Below are 16,860 nucleotides of genomic sequence, written 5' to 3' on the forward strand. Positions count from 1 at the left end.
GAGGTTCACGCCGAGTACGAGTGTCAGTTCAGCTCGACGCTGGAAAGGAAGACATTGTCGGCCCCCTCTCCGCCCACCACAAGCAGCCTGCCCCCGGGCAGCACAGTCATTGTGTGGTACCGGCGGGCTTGGGCGAGCGAGCCGCTGGGAGCCCAGGACCAGGTGGCGGGATCGTAGATCTCGGTACTGGCGAGGGAGGCCGTGGCATTCCTGCCACCCACGAGGAGCACGCGGCCATCCGGCAGCGCCGTCGCAGTGTGAGCGTAGCGGGCCTGGAGCATGGGCTGCCGACCGGCCCAGATGGCCCCCCGCAGGTTCACGGTGGAGGCAAGCTGGGTGCTCGTGAAGGGGCCTCCCGTCCCGGTCCCACCAGCCACCAGGAGCAACCCTCCGGGCATCACCGTCGTGGTGTGGAACTGGCGGGCCTGGGTGAAGGCCGTCAGGGTCGTCCAGACGCCGCTGGCAGGGACATAGATCTCGATGGTGGCGAGCGATGCGCCCGTGGCGCCAATCCCCCCCGCCACGACAACGCTGCCGTCCGGCATCAGCGTCGCTGTATGGGCATACCGTGCCGTCGTGAGCGAACCGGTCGCCGTCCACGTCCCCGTGGCCGGGTCATACAACTGGGCGGTGGCCAGCACGGCGCTGGGGCCCGAGCCGCCCACCACGAGCACCTTGCCATTCAACAGCCGCGTCGCCGAGTGGTGGTAGCGAGCCGTCGCGAGCGGGTTGGTTGTCGTCCACGTCCCCGTGGCCGGGTCATACAATTGGGCGGTGGCCAACCGGCCGCTGGAGTTGTACCCACCCGCCACCAGCACGCGGCCATCCGTCAGGGCCGTCGCGGTGTGGTACCCCCGAGCCGTCGCGAGCGCACCGGTCGCCGTCCAGGTGCCCGTGCTCTGATCATAGAGTTCGGCGCTGGTGAGATAACCACTGGCGCCCTGCCCGCCCGCGACCAGCACCCGGCCATCGTCCAGCAAGGTCGCGGTGTGAAGGCGCCGGGCCTGCGCCAGCGAGCCCGTGGGAAACCAAGCCACGTCCGGCGGCGCGTAGAGCTCGGAGCTGGAGATGACGCAGTAGGCGCCGTTGGTGCAGATGGAATGCCCGCCCGTCACGAGCACCTTGCCCGAGGGCAGCAGCGTCGCCGTATGGCCGGTGCGGGGCGCTTCGAGCGAGGGAACGGTGGCCCAGGAACGGGTGACGGGGTCGAACAGCTCCGAATTGGCCATACCCAACACGAGCACCTTGCCCGAGGGCAGCAGTGTCGCCGTGTGCCGGTAGCGCTCGCTTGTCAACGGACCAGTCCCAGTCCAGAGCCCTGTGTCCGGATCATAGAGTTCGGCGCTGGTCTCCGCACCTGTGAGGCCGCTCCCGCCCGTCACGAGCACCTTGCCATCAGTCAGCACCGTGGCGGTGTGGCTGGTGCGCTCCCACTGGACCGAGCTGGCTGCGCTCCAGGTGCGGGTGAGCGGGTCGTACAGCTCGCAGACCTTCGTGGGGTAGGTGGAAGCTGCTCCCGTGTACCCGCCCACCACGAGCACCTTGCCATCGGGCAGCACCGAGGCAGTGTGCGCGTAGTGGTTCGACGCGAGCGTGCCGGCGGAGGTCCAGGTCCCCGTGACCGGGTTGTACACCTCGGCGGTGGACGAACTGCCGCCGTCCATTCCCCCCACGACCAGGACCGAGCCATCGCTCAGCAGCGTGGCCGTGTGGAGTCTCCGCGCCATCGAGAGCGGGCCGGTCTCCGTCCAGGTACCGGTGTCCGGATCATAGAGCTCGGCGCTCGCCAGGGGAGCGCCGGAGTGGTACCCGCCCACCACGAGCACCCGGCCATCCTCCAGCACCGTCGCCGTGTGGTTGTAACGGGGTTGCGTGAGCGAGCCGGTCTGGGTCCAGGTGTTGGAGAATCGATCATACAGCTCGGCGCTGGACCGCGCGGTGGACGTCCCGTAGGGGGCCCCACCCACAACGAGCACCCGGCCATCGAGCAGGGTCGTCGCAGTGTGATAGGCGCGGCTCTCCGTGAGGGAAGGAGCCCAGGTGCCGTTGGCCGGGTCATACACCTCGGAGGTGCGCAGGGGGCCCGTCTGGAGGGCACTCACGACGCCCATGCCCCCCGTGACGAGCACCTTGCCATCGAGCAGCGCCGTGGCCGTATGGGCAAAACGGGCCTGGGTGAGCGAGCCCACGGTGAGGAGCGTGTTGCCCACGGCGTACTCCCGAGAGCTGGAGAGGGGCATGTTGTCGGCGGCTCCCCCCGCGATGAGCACAGTGCCGTTGCCCGTCAGCGTCGCCGTGTGGTTCATGCGCGCCTGACCGAGCGAAGCACCAGCAGCCCAGGTACCGTTGGCCGGGTTGTACACGGCGGTCGTCGCGAGGGGCGTGGAGCCATAGGAGCCCGCCGCGACGAGCACCTTGCCATCGTTCATCAACGTCGCCGTATGGCTGCCGCGGGCCTGAGGCATCGCGCCTGTGGAGGCCCAGGTGCCAGTGGCCGGGTTGTAGAGCTCGGACGTAGCGGTGATGCCCGAGGGGGTGCTCCCCCCTGTCACGAGCACCTTCCCATTGGGCAGCAGCGTCACTGAATGCGCGTAGCGGGCCACCACCATGGAGCCGGTGTTGGACCAGAGCCCCGTGGCCGGGTCGTACCTCTCAGCAGTGGCGACGGTGCCGCTGCTGGTAATGCCGCCCGCAACGAGCACCTTGCCATCGGCCAGTCTCGTCGCCACGTAGAAGTGGCGACCCTGCGCGAGCGAGCCGGTGGCGCTCCAGGTACCGGTGGCCGGGTCATACAGCTCCGCCGTGGCAAGGCGGTTCTGGGCGGTATCCCTCCCGCCCACCACGAGCACCTGGCCATTTTCCAGCAGCGTCGCGGTGTGATCGTAGCGGGCCGTCGCGAGCGAGCCGGTGGTTCTCCAGATATTGGTGACCGGGTCATACAGCTCGGCGCTGGCGAGAATGCCATTAGAGGTGTTGACGGAAGTGCCACCGACCACGAGTACCCGGCCATCGTTCAACAGCGTGGCCGTATGGCTCACCCGGGCAGTGGACATCCTGGCCATCCCTCCCAGTTCCTGGGGGGCTGTGCGCAACGAGGGGGGCTCGCCGTCCTGGGCATGCACGGGCGGACCCAAGCCTTCGAGGCCAGGGCCGCAGGCGGCGAGCAGGAGAGAGAGGATCACCGTCAGCAGGGTGCTCGGCGTGAGCGGCGTTCTGGCGGGAGGTAGGTCAAGGAGCGGTAGGGTGGATGGCATCTCTGTCTCTCTGGGCGAGGAAAGGGCTCATCGCATCGAGCCTCGCTGAAGTGACAGGCGGCGCCGTCTGCTGACGCAAAAAAAATTCACCCCGCCGCTGCATCCCTGGGGACCATCGCCCCCTCACGAGCGCTTCCGCCGAGAACCGCTGCGCACCGGGGGCACCGGCTCGAACAGCGTCGCCAGGACATCCACGAAGAGCCGGACCTTTGCCGGAAGGTTCAGCCGACTCGGGTAGACGACATGGATGGCCCGCATCGCCACAGACTTGGGGCCGAAGAGGATCTTCAGCCGCCCGTCACGCACCGCATCCCGGCAGACGATGGCCGGAACGCGTGCAATGCCAACCCCGGCGATGGCTGCCTCGCACGCGAGCTCGAGATCATTCACGGTCAGGACCGGATCAATTCGAGTCTTCACCCCCTCGGCCTCCCACGTCTCGAACGCATTGAAGCCGATGCAGCGCGCGGAGCGGAGATCCCTGGCACTCGGCGCGCCGTACTTCGACAGGAAGCCGGGGCTCGCGACGAAATGGATCGGACCCTCACCGAGCTTTCGCGCCACGAGCGTCGAGTCGTCGAGCGGGCCAATGCGAATCGCGACATCCAGCCCCTCTTCGATGAGGTGGACACGTCGGTCCGCCAGCACCACCTCCACCCGCGCCTCGGGATAGCGGGCGAGGTACTCCGAAATCACGGGTGTCAGGTAGCGCCGGCCGTAGAGCACGGGCGAGGCGACACGCAGCAAGCCGGTGGGCTCCGCCTGCCGCTGTTGCACCTCACTGTTCGCCTCGTCGATCTGTGCAGCGATGGCGGCGCAGCGCTCGTAGTACGTCACTCCAGGCCCTGTAACCCTCAGGCGCCGCGTCGTTCGCTCCAGGAGCCGCACCCCCAGCTGTTCCTCCAGCTTGCCGATGCGCTCGCTGATGGTCTGCTTGGTGACGCCAAGCTTGCGCGCCGCCCGGGTGAAGCTCTCCTCGTGGACGACCGTGACGAAGAGCATCATGTCTGCGGGTGAGATCATGACCGTCAAGCCTAGCCTGACAATGAGTTCGTTCGTGGCCGCATTGTCAGGGGCCTCCAGCCGCCGCATGTTGACGCCTCCCGCCACCTGCAGGAGCACCACACATGAAGCTCTACTTTGCCCCCAGGACCCGAGCGGTCCGTCCCCGATGGCTGCTGGAGGAGCTCGGGGTTCCCTACGAGCTGGTCAGGCTCGACCTCGATCGACAGGAGAACACCACCCCCTCCTATCTGGCGGTGAATCCGCTGGGCGAACTCCCCGCCCTGGTAGATGGGGACGTCACGCTGCTTGAGACCCTGGCCATCTGTCTCCATCTGGCCGACCGCTTTCCGGAGAAGCGCCTGGCGCCGCCCATGGGTTCCGCGGAGCGCGGCTCTTATTACCAATGGATGGCCTTCGCCGAGGCGCGCCTCGATCCCGCGGTGATGGAGTTCTACTGGGACGCGCAGTTGCCCGAAGAGCAGAAGACCAGCGAGCGCTCGGAGGAAGAGAGCGCGAAGCACAGGACCCGCCTCACGGGTGTGCTCGACTTCATCGACGTGGGCCTCGGCGGCCGTGAATTCCTCGTGGGAGCGACGTTCACCGCCGCCGATGTGGTGACGGCGTCCATCCTCCACCTGGCCCACAAACTGATGCTGCTCGATGGGCATCCGCGGCTGGTTGAGTACGTCAAGCGCCACTCTCAGCGTCCAGCGGTGCGAAGGGCCGTCTTGGGGTGATGCGAGGACGCCGGGAGCCCCCTTCCCCCAGCCCCTCGGAGCGGGGCCCGAGGCTGGCGAGGAACTCGCGCACCTCCCGCAGCGTCCGTGGCCGGTATCCAGGCCCGCCGCATCCGCACGAGTGGTACGTGTACCCGCGCAGGAACAGCAGCTCCACCTTCTGCCACTGGCGGGTGTCTCGCTGCCTCGGCGGCCGGAAGTCGAGCCCCATGCCCGCCATGGGCTCGCCGCATTGAGGGCACTTCACTGCTTCCGGTGACTGCTCTTTCGGAGGCCTCTGGCGTGCGTCCAGCGGCCACTTGAACGCCTTGCGGCACTGGAAGCACGCGTAGTGCTGCTTGTAGGGGCCGTACATCGCGTATCTGCACATGGCGTCCCTCCTGGACCTACATGGGGTGACGCCCTCGACGCCTCCTTCCCTGCTCGGCTGACTCCCCTCTCCGCCTCAGCAGGCCTCTGGGGCTGGCCCCCTCGCCCCCACGGCACATGGGCAAGCAGACCTTGTGCGAACCCGCCTGAGTCCCAACCGACCCGATTCTTTTCTTCCTCCCTCCAGAGTGATTTTGTCGGCCACAGCACACCTCGCCAAGGCCCGCGGCGCGTGTTCAAGCCGTGGGGAGCTCCGTCCTCTGGGAGTTACATCATCGTGAAGCCTCACGTGCTCATCGTGGAGAACACTCGGACGATGCGGGAAACCCTGCGTCTGTTGCTGGCCGATGAATTCGACTGCGCCGTGGCCGCGAGTGGTGAGTCCGGGCTGGAACAGATGCTGGCGCGCCCGCCGGATGTGCTCCTGTCGGACGTGAACATGGACGGAATGGACGGGTACGAGCTGTGCCGCCGCGTCCGCCTGGAGCCTCGGCTGCAGCACATCCGAGTTGCCTTCCTCAGTGGCTACGCACCGCGCCTGACCGAGCCCCCCATCAGCCAGCCGGACATCTATCTGATGAAGCCGGTGAAGCCTCCGGAGCTTATTTCCCAGCTCCATGCCCTGCTCGGCCAGAGCCCCCGTGTGGGAGCAACTTCGGTCGAGGCGGCACCCCAGGGCTGACGCGCCCCGTCAGCGCCTCTGTCACGCAGGGAAAAGCCTCCCGGCTTTCCGCTCCCACCTCGGGGACAAAGGGCTATGCTCCGCGCCCCTTCGTCTCTCGAACCCGAGGTCCCGCGTGATCAACGCCATTGCCCGTGTTCCCCCGCCCCAGAACGAGCCCGTCCTCTCCTTCACCGCCGGCTCTCCCGAGCGCGCCACGCTCCAGGCCGCGCTCCAGCGCATGGCCTCGGAGCGGCTCGACATCCCTGTCGTCATCGGCGGCAAGCAGATCCGCACCGGGAAGAAGGACGAGGTGCGGATGCCCCACAAGCACTCGCACGTGCTGGCCACGGTGCACGAAGCGGATGCCAGCCACGTGGAGCAGGCCATCCAGAACGCGCTCTCGGTGAAGGAGGAGTGGAGCCGAATGCCGTTCCCCGAGCGCGCCGCCATCTTCCTGCGCGCCGCGGAGCTGCTGGCCACGCGCTACCGTCCCCTGCTCAACGCCTCCACCATGCTGGGCCAGTCGAAGACGGCGCACCAGGCGGAGATCGACGCGGCGTGCGAGGCCATCGACTTCCTGCGCTTCAACGTCCACTTCGCCGAGCGGCTCCTGGCCGAGCAGCCGGTGAGCTCTCCGCAGACGTGGAACCTGTTGGACTACCGGCCGCTGGACGGGTTCGTGTTCGCGGTGGCGCCGTTCAACTTCACGTCCATCTCGCTCAACCTGTGCACTGCGCCGGCCATCATGGGCAACGTGGTGCTGTTCAAGCCGGCGCCGACCTCGGCCCTGAGCTCCTGGTACGTGATGGAGCTGCTGCGCGAGGCGGGCGTGCCGGACGGCGTCATCAACTTCCTGCCGGGAGACGGGCCCACGCTGGGCAAGGCGGCGCTGACAAGCCCGCACCTGGGCGGTGTGCACTTCACGGGCTCCACGCCTACGTTCCAGAGCATGTGGCACACCGTGGGGGAGAACATCCAGCGCTACAAGCAGTACCCGCGGCTGGTAGGAGAGACGGGCGGCAAGGACTTCGTCTTCGCCCATGCCTCGGCGGCGGATGATCTGGACGCGCTGGCCACGGCCATCGTCCGCGGCGGGTACGAGTACCAGGGACAGAAGTGCTCGGCGGCCTCGCGCGTTTACGTGCCGGAGTCACTGTGGCCCAAGCTGAAGGCGCGGCTGCAGGAGTTCATCGCGGAGCTGCGCATGGGCGACGTGACGGACTTCCGCAACTTCATGGGCGCGGTCATCGATGAGCGCTCGTTCAAGAAGGTGTCCTCGTACATCGACCTGGCGAAGCAGGGCGGCGCCGAGGCCTCCATCATCGCCGGCGGAGACGCGGACCGGAGCGAGGGCTGGTTCGTGAAGCCCACGCTGGTGCAGCTGACCAACCCGCGCCACCGCATCATGCAGGAGGAGATCTTCGCGCCGCTGGTGGGCGTGCACGTGTATCCGGACGCGCGCTTCGAGGAGACGCTGCGCGAGTGCGACCAGGCCGCCACCTACGCACTCACGGGGGCCGTGTTCGCGAGGGACCGGAAGGCCATCTCCACGGCGATGAGCACGCTGCGCCACGCGGCGGGCAACTTCTACATCAACGACAAGCCCACGGGCGCGGTGGTGGGGCAGCAGCCGTTCGGCGGCTCGCGCGCGTCGGGAACCAACGACAAGGCGGGCTCCATGCTCAACCTCGTGCGGTGGACGAGCCCGCGCACCATCAAGGAGAACTTCGCTCCGCCCACCCGCGTGCCGTATCCGTTCATGCAGGGCTGAGCACGCCATGCCGTCATTTCAGGGGCTCGGAGGACTGGAGACGTACGCGCTCGTGGATGGGGACTCCCGCGTGGAGATCATCCCCAGCCGCGGAGCCCTTGTCACACGCATGAGCGTGGGTGGGGACGAGCTGCTCTATCTGGATGAGAGCACCGTGGTGGACCTCTCGAAGAATGTGCGCGGAGGGATTCCCGTCCTCTTCCCCACCGCCGGTAAGCTCCCGGGCGACACGTATCCCGTGGGCAAGCAGGCCTACTCGATGCAGCAGCATGGCTTCGCCCGGCGGCTGCCGTGGACAGTGCGGCAGGCGGAGGAGAACCTGCTCGTGGTGGGACTCACCTCCTCGGAGGAGACGCTGCGCCAGTTTCCCTGGCGCTTCGATGCGCAGCTCACGTTCTCGCTGGAGGGCGAGCAGCTCACGCTCGACTTCGACGTGGAGAACCAGGACGCGAGCCCCATGCCCCTGCACCTGGGCTTCCACCCGTACTTCACGGTGCCCCAAGCCGCCAAGGCCGAGGCCACCGTGCAGACGGATGCCACCCGCGCCTGGGACAACCGCCACGGCAAGGTGATTCCCTTCACCGGATTGGATCTCACCGCGGATGAGCTGGACCTGCACCTGCTCGACCACTCGACAGATGGGACGACGCTTCATCGAGGTCCGAAGCTCCAGCCCATCTTCCTGAACTGGAGCTCCGAGTTCCGACGGCTCGTCGTCTGGACGCTGCAGGGGCGAGACTTCGTCTGCGTGGAGCCGTGGACGGCTTCCGCGGGAGCACTCGCCACGGGCGAAGGGCTGATCGCCGTGGCTCCGGGCGAGCGCACCTCGCTCGTGTTCGAGATCTCTCGCTGAGGCCTACAGCTTCGGCTGCCGCAGGTGGAAGTCCGTGGCCTCCTGGTAGGCCCGAGCCACGGCCAGCATCTTCGCCTCGCCGAACAGCCGGCCCAGGAAGGACACGCTCACAGGCGTTCCGTTCTCTCGGAAGCCATTGGGCACGACGACCGTCGGGTGGCCCGTGAGGTTCGTGATCAGGACCTGCGGGTCCTCCGTGGGAGCGACGATCACGTCCACATCCGCGAACGTCCTGGCCATCCCCTCCATCGCCAGCACCCGGGCCCGGTTGGCGTTGATGTAATCCACCGCCGGCAGCAACTGGGCCACCCGGAAGAAGTTGGGCCAGTCGTGCTCGCCCTGCCCCGTGAGCAGCTTGTCGCGCCCGTTGTGCGTCAGCGCATCGAATGCCGCGGCGGCCTCCGCGCTCAGCAGGGGCAGCATCGCCCCCACGTTCACATCAGGCAGGGCCACGGGCACGAGCTTCACACCGAGCGCCTTCAACTTCTCCAGGGTGGCGGCATCGAAGGGCTTCTCGGGCCGATCCTTCTCGAAGTCCGCCTTCAGGTAGCCCACACGGATGCTCGAGAGGGGAACACTCGCGTCCCAGTTGAAGGGCACCTCGCGCACGGTGCGGTCCCTGCCATCCGGGCCCTGGATCGCCGCGAGCACCAGTGCGGTGTCTTCTACCGTGCGCGCGATGGGTCCCAGCTTGTCCATCGTCCACGAGAGCGCCATGGCCCCGGTGCGAGGCACCCGGCCAAAGGTGGGACGCAGCCCTGTCGTCCCGCACCGCGTCGAGGGAGAGACGATGGAGCCATACGTCTCCGAGCCCACTGAGAACGGGAGGCACCCAGCCGCCACTGCCGCCGCCGCTCCCGCGGACGAACCGCTCGATCCCTCGTCCAGCTTCCACGGGTTGCGAGTCATCCCGCCGAACCACTTGTCTCCCATGGCCAGCGCGCCCAGCGTCAGCTTCGCTACCAGTACCGCGCCAGCCGCGTCGAGGCGCTGCACCACCGTGGCGTCCTCCTCGAAGCGCTGCTGCTCGAAGCCTCCGGCGCCCCATGTTGTCGGGAACCCCTTCACCGACAACAGGTCCTTGGCCCCCCAGGGGATTCCGTGCAGGAGACCGCGATACTTCCCTGCGGCGATCTCCCGATCGGCCTCCTTCGCCTGGGCCAGCGCGCGATCCTTCGTGAGCGTGATGACGCAATGGAGCTTCGTGTCCAGCCGCTCCAGCCTCGCGAGGCACAGCTCCGTCACCGCCACAGAGGACACCTTCCGTGTCCGCACCAGCTCCGCGAGATCTCGAACCGAGGTGAACGCAAGCGCTTCGAAGTCCTGCCCCACTCGAGGCGCTCTCGGAGGGCTCACCTTGATCGGGCGCTTCGCGGTGTCCCAGGTCGTCACGCCCGGCAGCACGGGATCGAAAGAGAACGCAGGAGCTACCGCGTTGGGCAGATTCAGCGCACGGAGTTCCTTCGAAGCCGTGAGCTGATCGTTGAGCGACTGGATCATCAGCTTGCGCTGGGCCTCGTCCAGCTCCAGCCCGGCCATCTTGCAGGCCGAGTCCAGCAGCTCTGGAGTGAGGGCGGGCTTGTCCTGCCCCATGGCCCAGAGGACTCCGGGGAGCAGCGTGGAGCTCAGTCCCAGCGAAGAGCAGACGGACAGGAAACGGCGGCGATCGGAGAAGGCAGGCATGGTGTCGAGCGTGGACTCCCGAGAGGAGTGCAAGCTACCGCACCTGGGCTTCCCTCCCCAGTCACCTCACGCTGCCTCATCCGGGGCGTGCCGAGCCGACTCCCAGGCGAGCATCGCCCGCTTGCGCGGCAGGCCCCACCGATACTGCCCGAAGGCTCCCGTCTTCCGAATGACGCGGTGACAGGGGATGAGCAGGCCGATGGGATTGCCACCCACCGCCGAGCCCACGGCCCGGACAGCACGTGGCGCCTCGACAGCCTGGGCAATGTCCTCGTAAGTGGCCACAGCTCCAGAAGGGATGCGCAGCAGTGCTTCCCAGACCTTGAGCTGGAAGTTCGTCCCCTTCACCAAGAGGTTCAGAGGTTGGAACTCCCTCGGCGTTCGCTGGGGGAAGATGCGCTCGGCGTAGGGCCGGGTGGCTTCGGGGGCCTGCACCAGCGCCGCTCGAGGCCATTCCGCTCGAAGCTCCGCCACGGCCTCATCCCAGGAAGAGCCTGTCAGGAACCGCAGGGCGCAGATGCCTCGTTCGCACACAGCCAGCAGGTAATCCCCGAACGGAGAAGCGTGCACACCGTACCGGAGCGTCAGCCCTGCCCCTCCCTGTTTGAACTCGCCAGGCGTCATCGCCGTCAGCGTGACGAACAGATCATGCAGGCGCCCACCGCTCGAGAGCCCCGCATCATAGGTGGCGTCGAGCAGGCTGCGGCGCTCGGTAAGGAGCTGCTTGGCGTTCTCCAGCGTCTGGAACTGGAGGAAGCGCTTGGGGCTGATACCGGCCCAGCGCGTGAACAGGCGCTGGAAGTGGTACGGGCTCAGACCCACGTGCGCGGCGACCTCGGCAAGAGGGGGCTGGTTCTGTCCATGCGCGTCTAGGAAGTGGATGGCGCGCTCGATGCGGGCGTAGTCGCTGGTAGCCATGATTCGAGGACTCCCAAGAGGATGCCTCATCAGTAGAGCCGGTACGACCACCGGACAACCCGGTTCTTGCGCTCACTTCACACGGGTTCGGCTCTCAACCGACAGCGACTCCCGAAGGCCCCCCCTGTCCGGCGCGGTCTGGCCCAACCTGCATGCTAAGCATACAGGTTCGCAACAAACCCGCCCGACAGGGGCACCAGCCACACCGCTTCCTCATCAACAGGAGAACAGCCTACGGTGCCGAGCCCGCGGCCTTCGCCTGCCGCGCCCACTCCGCCGGCAGACCGATTCCCAGGAACGCGTCGAACCGCAGCCCCGGGTAGGCCGACAGGATTCTCGAGCGGATATTCCCCAGGGCTTCCTTGCTCGGCGTGCCCTGCGGCTTCTCGGCCGCTACCTCGGCGATGACGCGCTCCAGGTACGCGCGCTCCGCATCCAGCAGCCCCGCACTCCCCGAGGGCCCTCGGCCCGGGTGCACGAACTTCGGCTTCAGCGCCTTCATCTCGTCGATGCGCACGAGCCACTCGTCCGTCCTGCCGATCTCCAGCCAGCTGTGCGAGTCGTTCGCCACCAGATCGCCCGGAAACAGGTGCCCCTCGTACTCGACCACCACGTGGCTCTCACTGCAGCCCGCGCCCATCACGTGCGCCTTCACCGTCACGCCCGCCGCGCTCAGCTCCGTCGTCGAAGGGCCGAAGCTGTCCGGCAACGGCACCTCCGTGGGGTAGTCCGGCTTGTACCGGTCATAGAACGCCTCCGTCCGGATCTGGTGCACGTGCGGAATGAGCGCGCGCACCTGCTCGCTCGTCACCACCCGGATGCCTCGCTTGTGCAGCACGTTCGTCCCGTTGAACTTGTCCGGATTCGGATGCAGGACGATGGCCAGCACCGCCTTCTTCCCCGTCACCTGCTCGGCCCAGTTCACGAACTCCTCGGCCTCGGATGGCAGGAACTGCGTGTCGATGAGGATCAACCCCTCGGGCCCTTCAATCCAGTAGGACGAGGTGCTGAACCCCCACGGCGAGGACACGTACGTGCCCACGCGCGAGTCCCCGGCGGAGGTCAGCGTCACCTGCGCGCGAGCAGGAACCTGGACGGAGGCACAGCCCGCGACGAGCGCGAGCAACACGGCGGAAACAAGGCGAAGCATGGTGCGGTCTCCTGAGCGGCCGCCCTTCTTACGCGCTCCCACCGCCAGCCGACAACCCACACGGATTGACTCACCCCCGCGCGTCCTGCCTCGCCCCAGTCTCCAGCCAAGCCCGCGTGCCGCCAGTGTTTCGAGCGGATCAGTCCGTGCCCGTCAGCCTCGAGCCCGAGGGCAGGGCGAACTCGTTGTCGGACCAGATGGGCGGTTGGGTCTCCCCAGTGAAGGACCGCAGCCGCCGGTAGTCCGGGTACTCGGCCTGGACCGTCAGCAGATCCCCCGGTTGGATGACCTGGTCCCCATTCGGGTGGAGCTTCTCCTGCTCTCCCCGGCGCAGCGCCAGTGCCAACGCTCCGAACCGATCCCGCATCTCCGAGATGGTGAGCCCCGGCAGCCCCGTGCGCACCTCGAACACGGACACCACCATCAGGTGACCGCCGATCCGGAACGAATGGACGATGCGCGGATCCAACGCCGCCAGCGCCATGGCCGGCGCCGCCAGCGAGGAGCTCGAGAGCGCCTCCGCCTTGAACGTGTCCCGTACCTTGGCCACCAGGTCGTCGTCGAACAGGCGGATCACCACCCGAATGGAGGGGTTCAGCCGCCGCGCGTCCAGCGCGATGTTCAGGTTCGCCAGGTCATCGTCCGTCGCGCAGACGATGGCCGATGCCGCCCTCACATTCATGCGCGGCAGGCACTGCGGACTGCGGATGTCGTCGATGAGCAACGGCACCTGCTCGTCTCGCAACACCCCCACGAAGGCACCGTCCTCACGCTTCTCCACCACCACCACGTCCTTGCCCATGGAGCGCAACTGGTCCACCACGCGGTACCCCACCCGCCCCGCCCCGCACACGATGATGTGACCCTTCATCGTCTCGGCAATCACCTCGATCCACTCCTTGTCGCTCTTGTGCTTGGCGAAGAACAGGTAGGCGAAGCGCACCACGCCATCCACCACCAGCGCGATGCCCACCGGCGGGATGAGGATGTTGAACACAATGGCCACCCAGTCATCCCCGCAGTCCAGCGAGGGCTGACCGAACAGCAGGAAGTACACGTGCTCCAGCGCCTTGCCCGCTCGCACCGGAGAGCCATCCGGCGCATGGCACCGCCACTGGTACACAGGCGGCGCTCCCAGGAACAGCAGCGTCGTCAGCATCAGCGTCGTGCGGAACCGCTTGATGAGCGCCCGCAGATACCGGAGGTTGGCGATCAGCCGTCGGCCTGGGGGCGTGGGGTACTTCATGATGTAGGCGTGATGCTCGTGGCGGCCTCGTTGCGCGCCCGCCTCCGCTCGATCATCCACACCGCCAACACGCCCATCTCGTAGCAGAGCAACATCGGCCCGGCCATCAGCGACAGGTTCACCACATCCCCAGTCGGCGTGAGCACCGCCGCGAGGATCAGGCACACCACGAAGGCGTGGCGCTGGTACTTGAACAGCCACTTGCTCTGCACCACGCCCACGATGCCCAGCAGCGCCATCACCAGCGGCAGCTCGAAGATGACTCCGAAGGCCAGGATGAGCACCAGCACCAGCGAGAGCTGCTCGTCCATGGTGAGCATGGGCCGCGTCCAGCTGAGCGCCTCGTGGCGCGCATGCCCCGCCGCCAGCTCCTTCTGGAGCTTCCACATCCTCGCCAGTTCCTCGGTGCGCGTGGGCGCCACGCCCGCCAGCAGGCTGGCCGCCTCATCCATCGCCGAGGCAGCCGCCGCGAAGTCCTTGCGGCCGAACGCCTCCACCGCCACCACCCGCTTCTCCACCGCCTGCCGCAGCACCAGCCGCGCCGGAGCGCCGAAGCCCTCCGCCGCCGCGTCCAACAACTGCCCCAGCCCGTCCAGGCGCGCGGACATCTCCACCGCCTCGGAGGGCACCACCTCGGGATCCACCAGCTGCGGATCTCCCGAGGTCTCCAGGCCCGTGGCCGCCTCCTTGGCCAACTGGCCCGCACGCTCCGCGTCTCCGACGCGCAGGAAGCGCAGGACGTCCTCCGTCCGCAGCTTCGCCGTGTCCAGGCGTTGTTCCAGCGCGGTGGAGTCCTCCTCGTTCAGGAGGAACTGGAACATGGAGGGCAGGATGACCAGGTAGCAGAAGACCACGCCGGCAACGAACGCCACCGAGCCCAGGAACACGAAGGGCGAGGCATAACGCCGCTCCTCCGGGTACAGCCCCGGAGAGACGAAGCCCCAGATCTGCCAGAGGATGACGGGCGTCGTGAGGAAGATGCCGCAGTACAGGCCCACCTTCATCAGGACGTTGATCTCCTCGATGCCCGATGTGTAGACGAGCGCGCGCCCTCCCGGCGGCAGCGCCGCCAACACCGGCTTCATCAACAACCCGAAGATGGGCCGGGCGAAGATGAGGGAGACCGCTCCCAGGATGAGCACCGCGAAGGTGCACTTCAGGAGACGGCCGCGGAGCTCCGTGAGGTGCTCCGCCAGCGACATGCGCAGTTCGGGTTCCGGCTGAGAAGGCTGAGGAGGAGGAGAAGGGAACAAGGCTAGCTCTGCTTCGGTGCGTTGCGGGCCACCGTGCCCGGAATGGGATCAAACCGCGGAAGGGGCTCCTCATCACCCGAAGCGCCCTCCCCCGTGCTGGCTGGAGAAGCTCCCGGAGAGGCTGCCGCCGCGGTTCCCACCGGAGCGCCCGCCGCCGAGGCCAGGCCTTCCGCCACCGACGGCTGCGGCGTGGAGGGCGGAGGAACAGCCCCCTCGTGCGGCACGGACATGTCCGGAGGCAGGGGCAGCGCCGGGTGGACAGGCGAGCTCAACTCGGGCGTCGCGGCCGCCACGGGAGGCGGGGGCGCAGGGGTGGGCTCGCGCTGGATGTCCTGATCCATCTGGTAGAACTCGCGCACCACCACGCTGCGGACTTCATCCGTCTGCCGGCGGAACTCGCGCAGGAACTTGCCGATGCCGCGAGCCAATTCCGGGAGCCGCTGCGGCCCCAGGATGAGCAGCGCGGCTATCAGGATGAAGACCATCTCGCCTGCGCCGATGTTGAACATGTCGGACAGCTCCGCTGAAGACTGGCCCGGGGTTATCGCGCCATGGGGCTCCCAGCGCAACCGGGAGACGCCATCCGGCGTCCATCCAACACAGTCCCTGGTTGGCCGGAAGCTCCCCTGAGGGTGGGGCTAGTGGTCGGAAGAGGCCTGGGACGCCAGGGCGGGGGCTGCCGCCAGGGCCGGACCCGGCTGGGAGGCGCCCCGGGACCGGATCTGACGCTCCACGACGAAAATCATGGGGGGAACCGCCAGGGCAAGAACGATGGAGACCATGGCCACATGGTCGATCCCCACCAGGCTCTCATCCGGCAGGGTCTTCAGGATCATGGGAGCCACCACGGCAGAGGATACCGCCGAAGCCATGTGGGAGATGGCCGACTGCAGCGACATGAAGCGCGCGCGCACGGCGTTCTCGGGCACCTTCGAGGTGAGGGTGTTGTAGGCCACGTTGCGCATGCCCATGGCCATCATGAAGCCGATGAAGACGCCGTGGATGGGGAACCACTTGGGATAGTTCACGAAGCCGATGTAGGTGAGGACGATCCCCAGGAGCACCCCCGCGGTACCCACGCGGAAGGCGCCCAGCTTGTCCACCCGAGAGCCCGCCACGCGCAGCGTCACGAAGCCCACCAGGCCACCGACCAGGTAGAGGTTCCACAGCTCCTCGCGCGGGTAGCCCAGGTTGTGGACCACATAGGGGGGGATGGTGGGGATGAGCACGAAGCCGCTCATCATCACCAGCGCCGACATCAAGTAGGACAGCTGGACGTCCTTGCGGCTCAGCAGCTCCCACACGCCCACGGGATGGGCCCGCCGAGCCCCCTTCTCCAGGTGTCCGCGCACGGGGGGCAGGAAGAAGATGGAGCCCAGCACCACCAACACCCCCATGCCCGCCACCCCGAGAAAAGGAGCGCGCCAGCCCGCCATGTCCGCGGCCTTCAGGGACAGGGGCAGCCCCATCACCTGCGCCACGGAGAAGGCCCCCATGACGGCACCCATGGCCTTGCCGCGGCGCTCCTGGGGGATGAGATCCGCGATCATGGCCAGCGACAGCGAGGTGGCGGGGCCTCCGAAGATGCCAGCGCACACCCGGGCCAGCAGCAGCGAGTGCAGCCCCGTCGCCAAGCCCCCCGCCGCCGTGGCCATGACGAGCCCCAGCATGGACACGGCCAACGCCTTGCGCCGATCGAAGCGATCCAGGAAGTAGCCACCCAGCAGTCCCGCGATGCTCGCCGCGCCGGTATAGCTGCCCGCGATGATGCCGGTGTGAGCCGAGTCGATCCCCAGCGCCCCCGAGTAATAGGGGGCCAGCGGCATCACCATCACGAAGTCGAGGATGTTGACGAACTGGACCGCCCCGATGAGGAAGATGACCGCGCGCTCGGAGACCGGCTTGGACGACATGGGGATGAATTCCTAGCACCCACGCCCCAGAAGTGCACTGTGGG

General features: G+C 67.5%; 14 protein-coding genes. 4 read left to right on the forward strand and 10 right to left on the reverse strand.

The annotated features are described in order from the left end of the window. Positions 1-23: 23 nt before the first annotated feature. On the reverse strand, positions 24-3,053 hold the full coding sequence (locus KY501_RS17250) for a Kelch repeat-containing protein (protein WP_224364263.1): 3,030 nt from the start codon (positions 3,051-3,053) through the stop codon (positions 24-26). 324 nt (positions 3,054-3,377) lie between these two features. Then, a complete protein-coding gene (locus tag KY501_RS17255) occupies positions 3,378-4,277 on the reverse strand; it encodes a LysR family transcriptional regulator (RefSeq protein ID WP_224364264.1) in 900 nt (299 codons plus the stop codon). A gap of 104 nt (positions 4,278-4,381) precedes the next feature. On the opposite strand from KY501_RS17255, the gene KY501_RS17260 reads away from it, so the two are divergent. After that, positions 4,382-4,996 carry a glutathione S-transferase family protein gene (locus tag KY501_RS17260; RefSeq protein ID WP_224364265.1) on the forward strand — a complete coding sequence of 205 codons (615 nt, stop codon included), beginning with the start codon at positions 4,382-4,384 and terminating at the stop codon, positions 4,994-4,996. Here the strand turns inward: KY501_RS17260 and KY501_RS17265 are convergent. Continuing rightward, positions 4,947-5,366, reverse strand: a complete 420-nt coding sequence (locus KY501_RS17265) for a hypothetical protein (protein ID WP_224364266.1) — start codon at positions 5,364-5,366, stop codon at positions 4,947-4,949. The two genes, KY501_RS17260 and KY501_RS17265, sit on opposite strands and share 50 nt — an antisense overlap. Before the next feature lie 276 nt (positions 5,367-5,642). On the opposite strand from KY501_RS17265, the gene KY501_RS17270 reads away from it, so the two are divergent. The 3 genes from KY501_RS17270 to KY501_RS17280 all read left to right on the forward strand — a co-directional run bounded on the left by KY501_RS17270 (position 5,643) and on the right by KY501_RS17280 (position 8,653). Then, entirely contained in the window at positions 5,643-6,047 is a 405-nt protein-coding gene (locus KY501_RS17270; RefSeq protein WP_224364267.1) for a response regulator, read from the forward strand. A 115-nt stretch (positions 6,048-6,162) separates the two neighbouring features. Continuing rightward, complete coding sequence (gene pruA / locus KY501_RS17275; RefSeq protein WP_224364268.1) at positions 6,163-7,800, forward strand: L-glutamate gamma-semialdehyde dehydrogenase; 1,638 nt, start codon at positions 6,163-6,165, stop codon at positions 7,798-7,800. 7 nt (positions 7,801-7,807) lie between these two features. Then, complete coding sequence (locus KY501_RS17280) at positions 7,808-8,653, forward strand: aldose epimerase family protein (protein ID WP_224364269.1); 846 nt, start codon at positions 7,808-7,810, stop codon at positions 8,651-8,653. A 3-nt stretch (positions 8,654-8,656) separates the two neighbouring features. Here the strand turns inward: KY501_RS17280 and KY501_RS17285 are convergent, their stop codons facing one another. The 7 genes from KY501_RS17285 to KY501_RS17315 all read right to left on the reverse strand — a co-directional run bounded on the left by KY501_RS17285 (position 8,657) and on the right by KY501_RS17315 (position 16,816). Next, positions 8,657-10,369 (reverse strand): amidase, encoded by a 1,713-nt coding sequence (locus KY501_RS17285; RefSeq protein WP_224364270.1) that lies wholly within the window; start codon positions 10,367-10,369, stop codon positions 8,657-8,659. A gap of 33 nt (positions 10,370-10,402) precedes the next feature. Continuing rightward, on the reverse strand, positions 10,403-11,254 hold the full coding sequence (locus tag KY501_RS17290; RefSeq protein ID WP_224364271.1) for a bifunctional transcriptional activator/DNA repair enzyme AdaA: 852 nt from the start codon (positions 11,252-11,254) through the stop codon (positions 10,403-10,405). 232 nt (positions 11,255-11,486) lie between these two features. Beyond that, complete coding sequence (locus tag KY501_RS17295) at positions 11,487-12,404, reverse strand: MBL fold metallo-hydrolase (protein ID WP_224364272.1); 918 nt, start codon at positions 12,402-12,404, stop codon at positions 11,487-11,489. A gap of 139 nt (positions 12,405-12,543) precedes the next feature. Further along, a complete protein-coding gene (locus KY501_RS17300; RefSeq protein ID WP_224364273.1) occupies positions 12,544-13,650 on the reverse strand; it encodes a potassium channel family protein in 1,107 nt (368 codons plus the stop codon). Then, positions 13,647-14,852, reverse strand: a complete 1,206-nt coding sequence (gene tatC, locus KY501_RS17305) for a twin-arginine translocase subunit TatC (protein ID WP_224364356.1) — start codon at positions 14,850-14,852, stop codon at positions 13,647-13,649. The genes KY501_RS17300 and tatC overlap by 4 nt, the downstream gene beginning before the upstream one ends. Before the next feature lie 53 nt (positions 14,853-14,905). Then, on the reverse strand, positions 14,906-15,412 hold the full coding sequence (locus KY501_RS17310; RefSeq protein WP_224364274.1) for a Sec-independent protein translocase subunit TatA/TatB: 507 nt from the start codon (positions 15,410-15,412) through the stop codon (positions 14,906-14,908). 129 nt (positions 15,413-15,541) lie between these two features. Further along, on the reverse strand, positions 15,542-16,816 hold the full coding sequence (locus KY501_RS17315; RefSeq protein ID WP_255636613.1) for an MFS transporter: 1,275 nt from the start codon (positions 16,814-16,816) through the stop codon (positions 15,542-15,544). Between the last annotated feature and the right edge of the window lie 44 nt (positions 16,817-16,860).

The sequence above is a fragment of the Hyalangium versicolor genome, from assembly GCF_020103695.1.
GTDB lineage: Bacteria > Myxococcota > Myxococcia > Myxococcales > Myxococcaceae > Hyalangium > Hyalangium versicolor.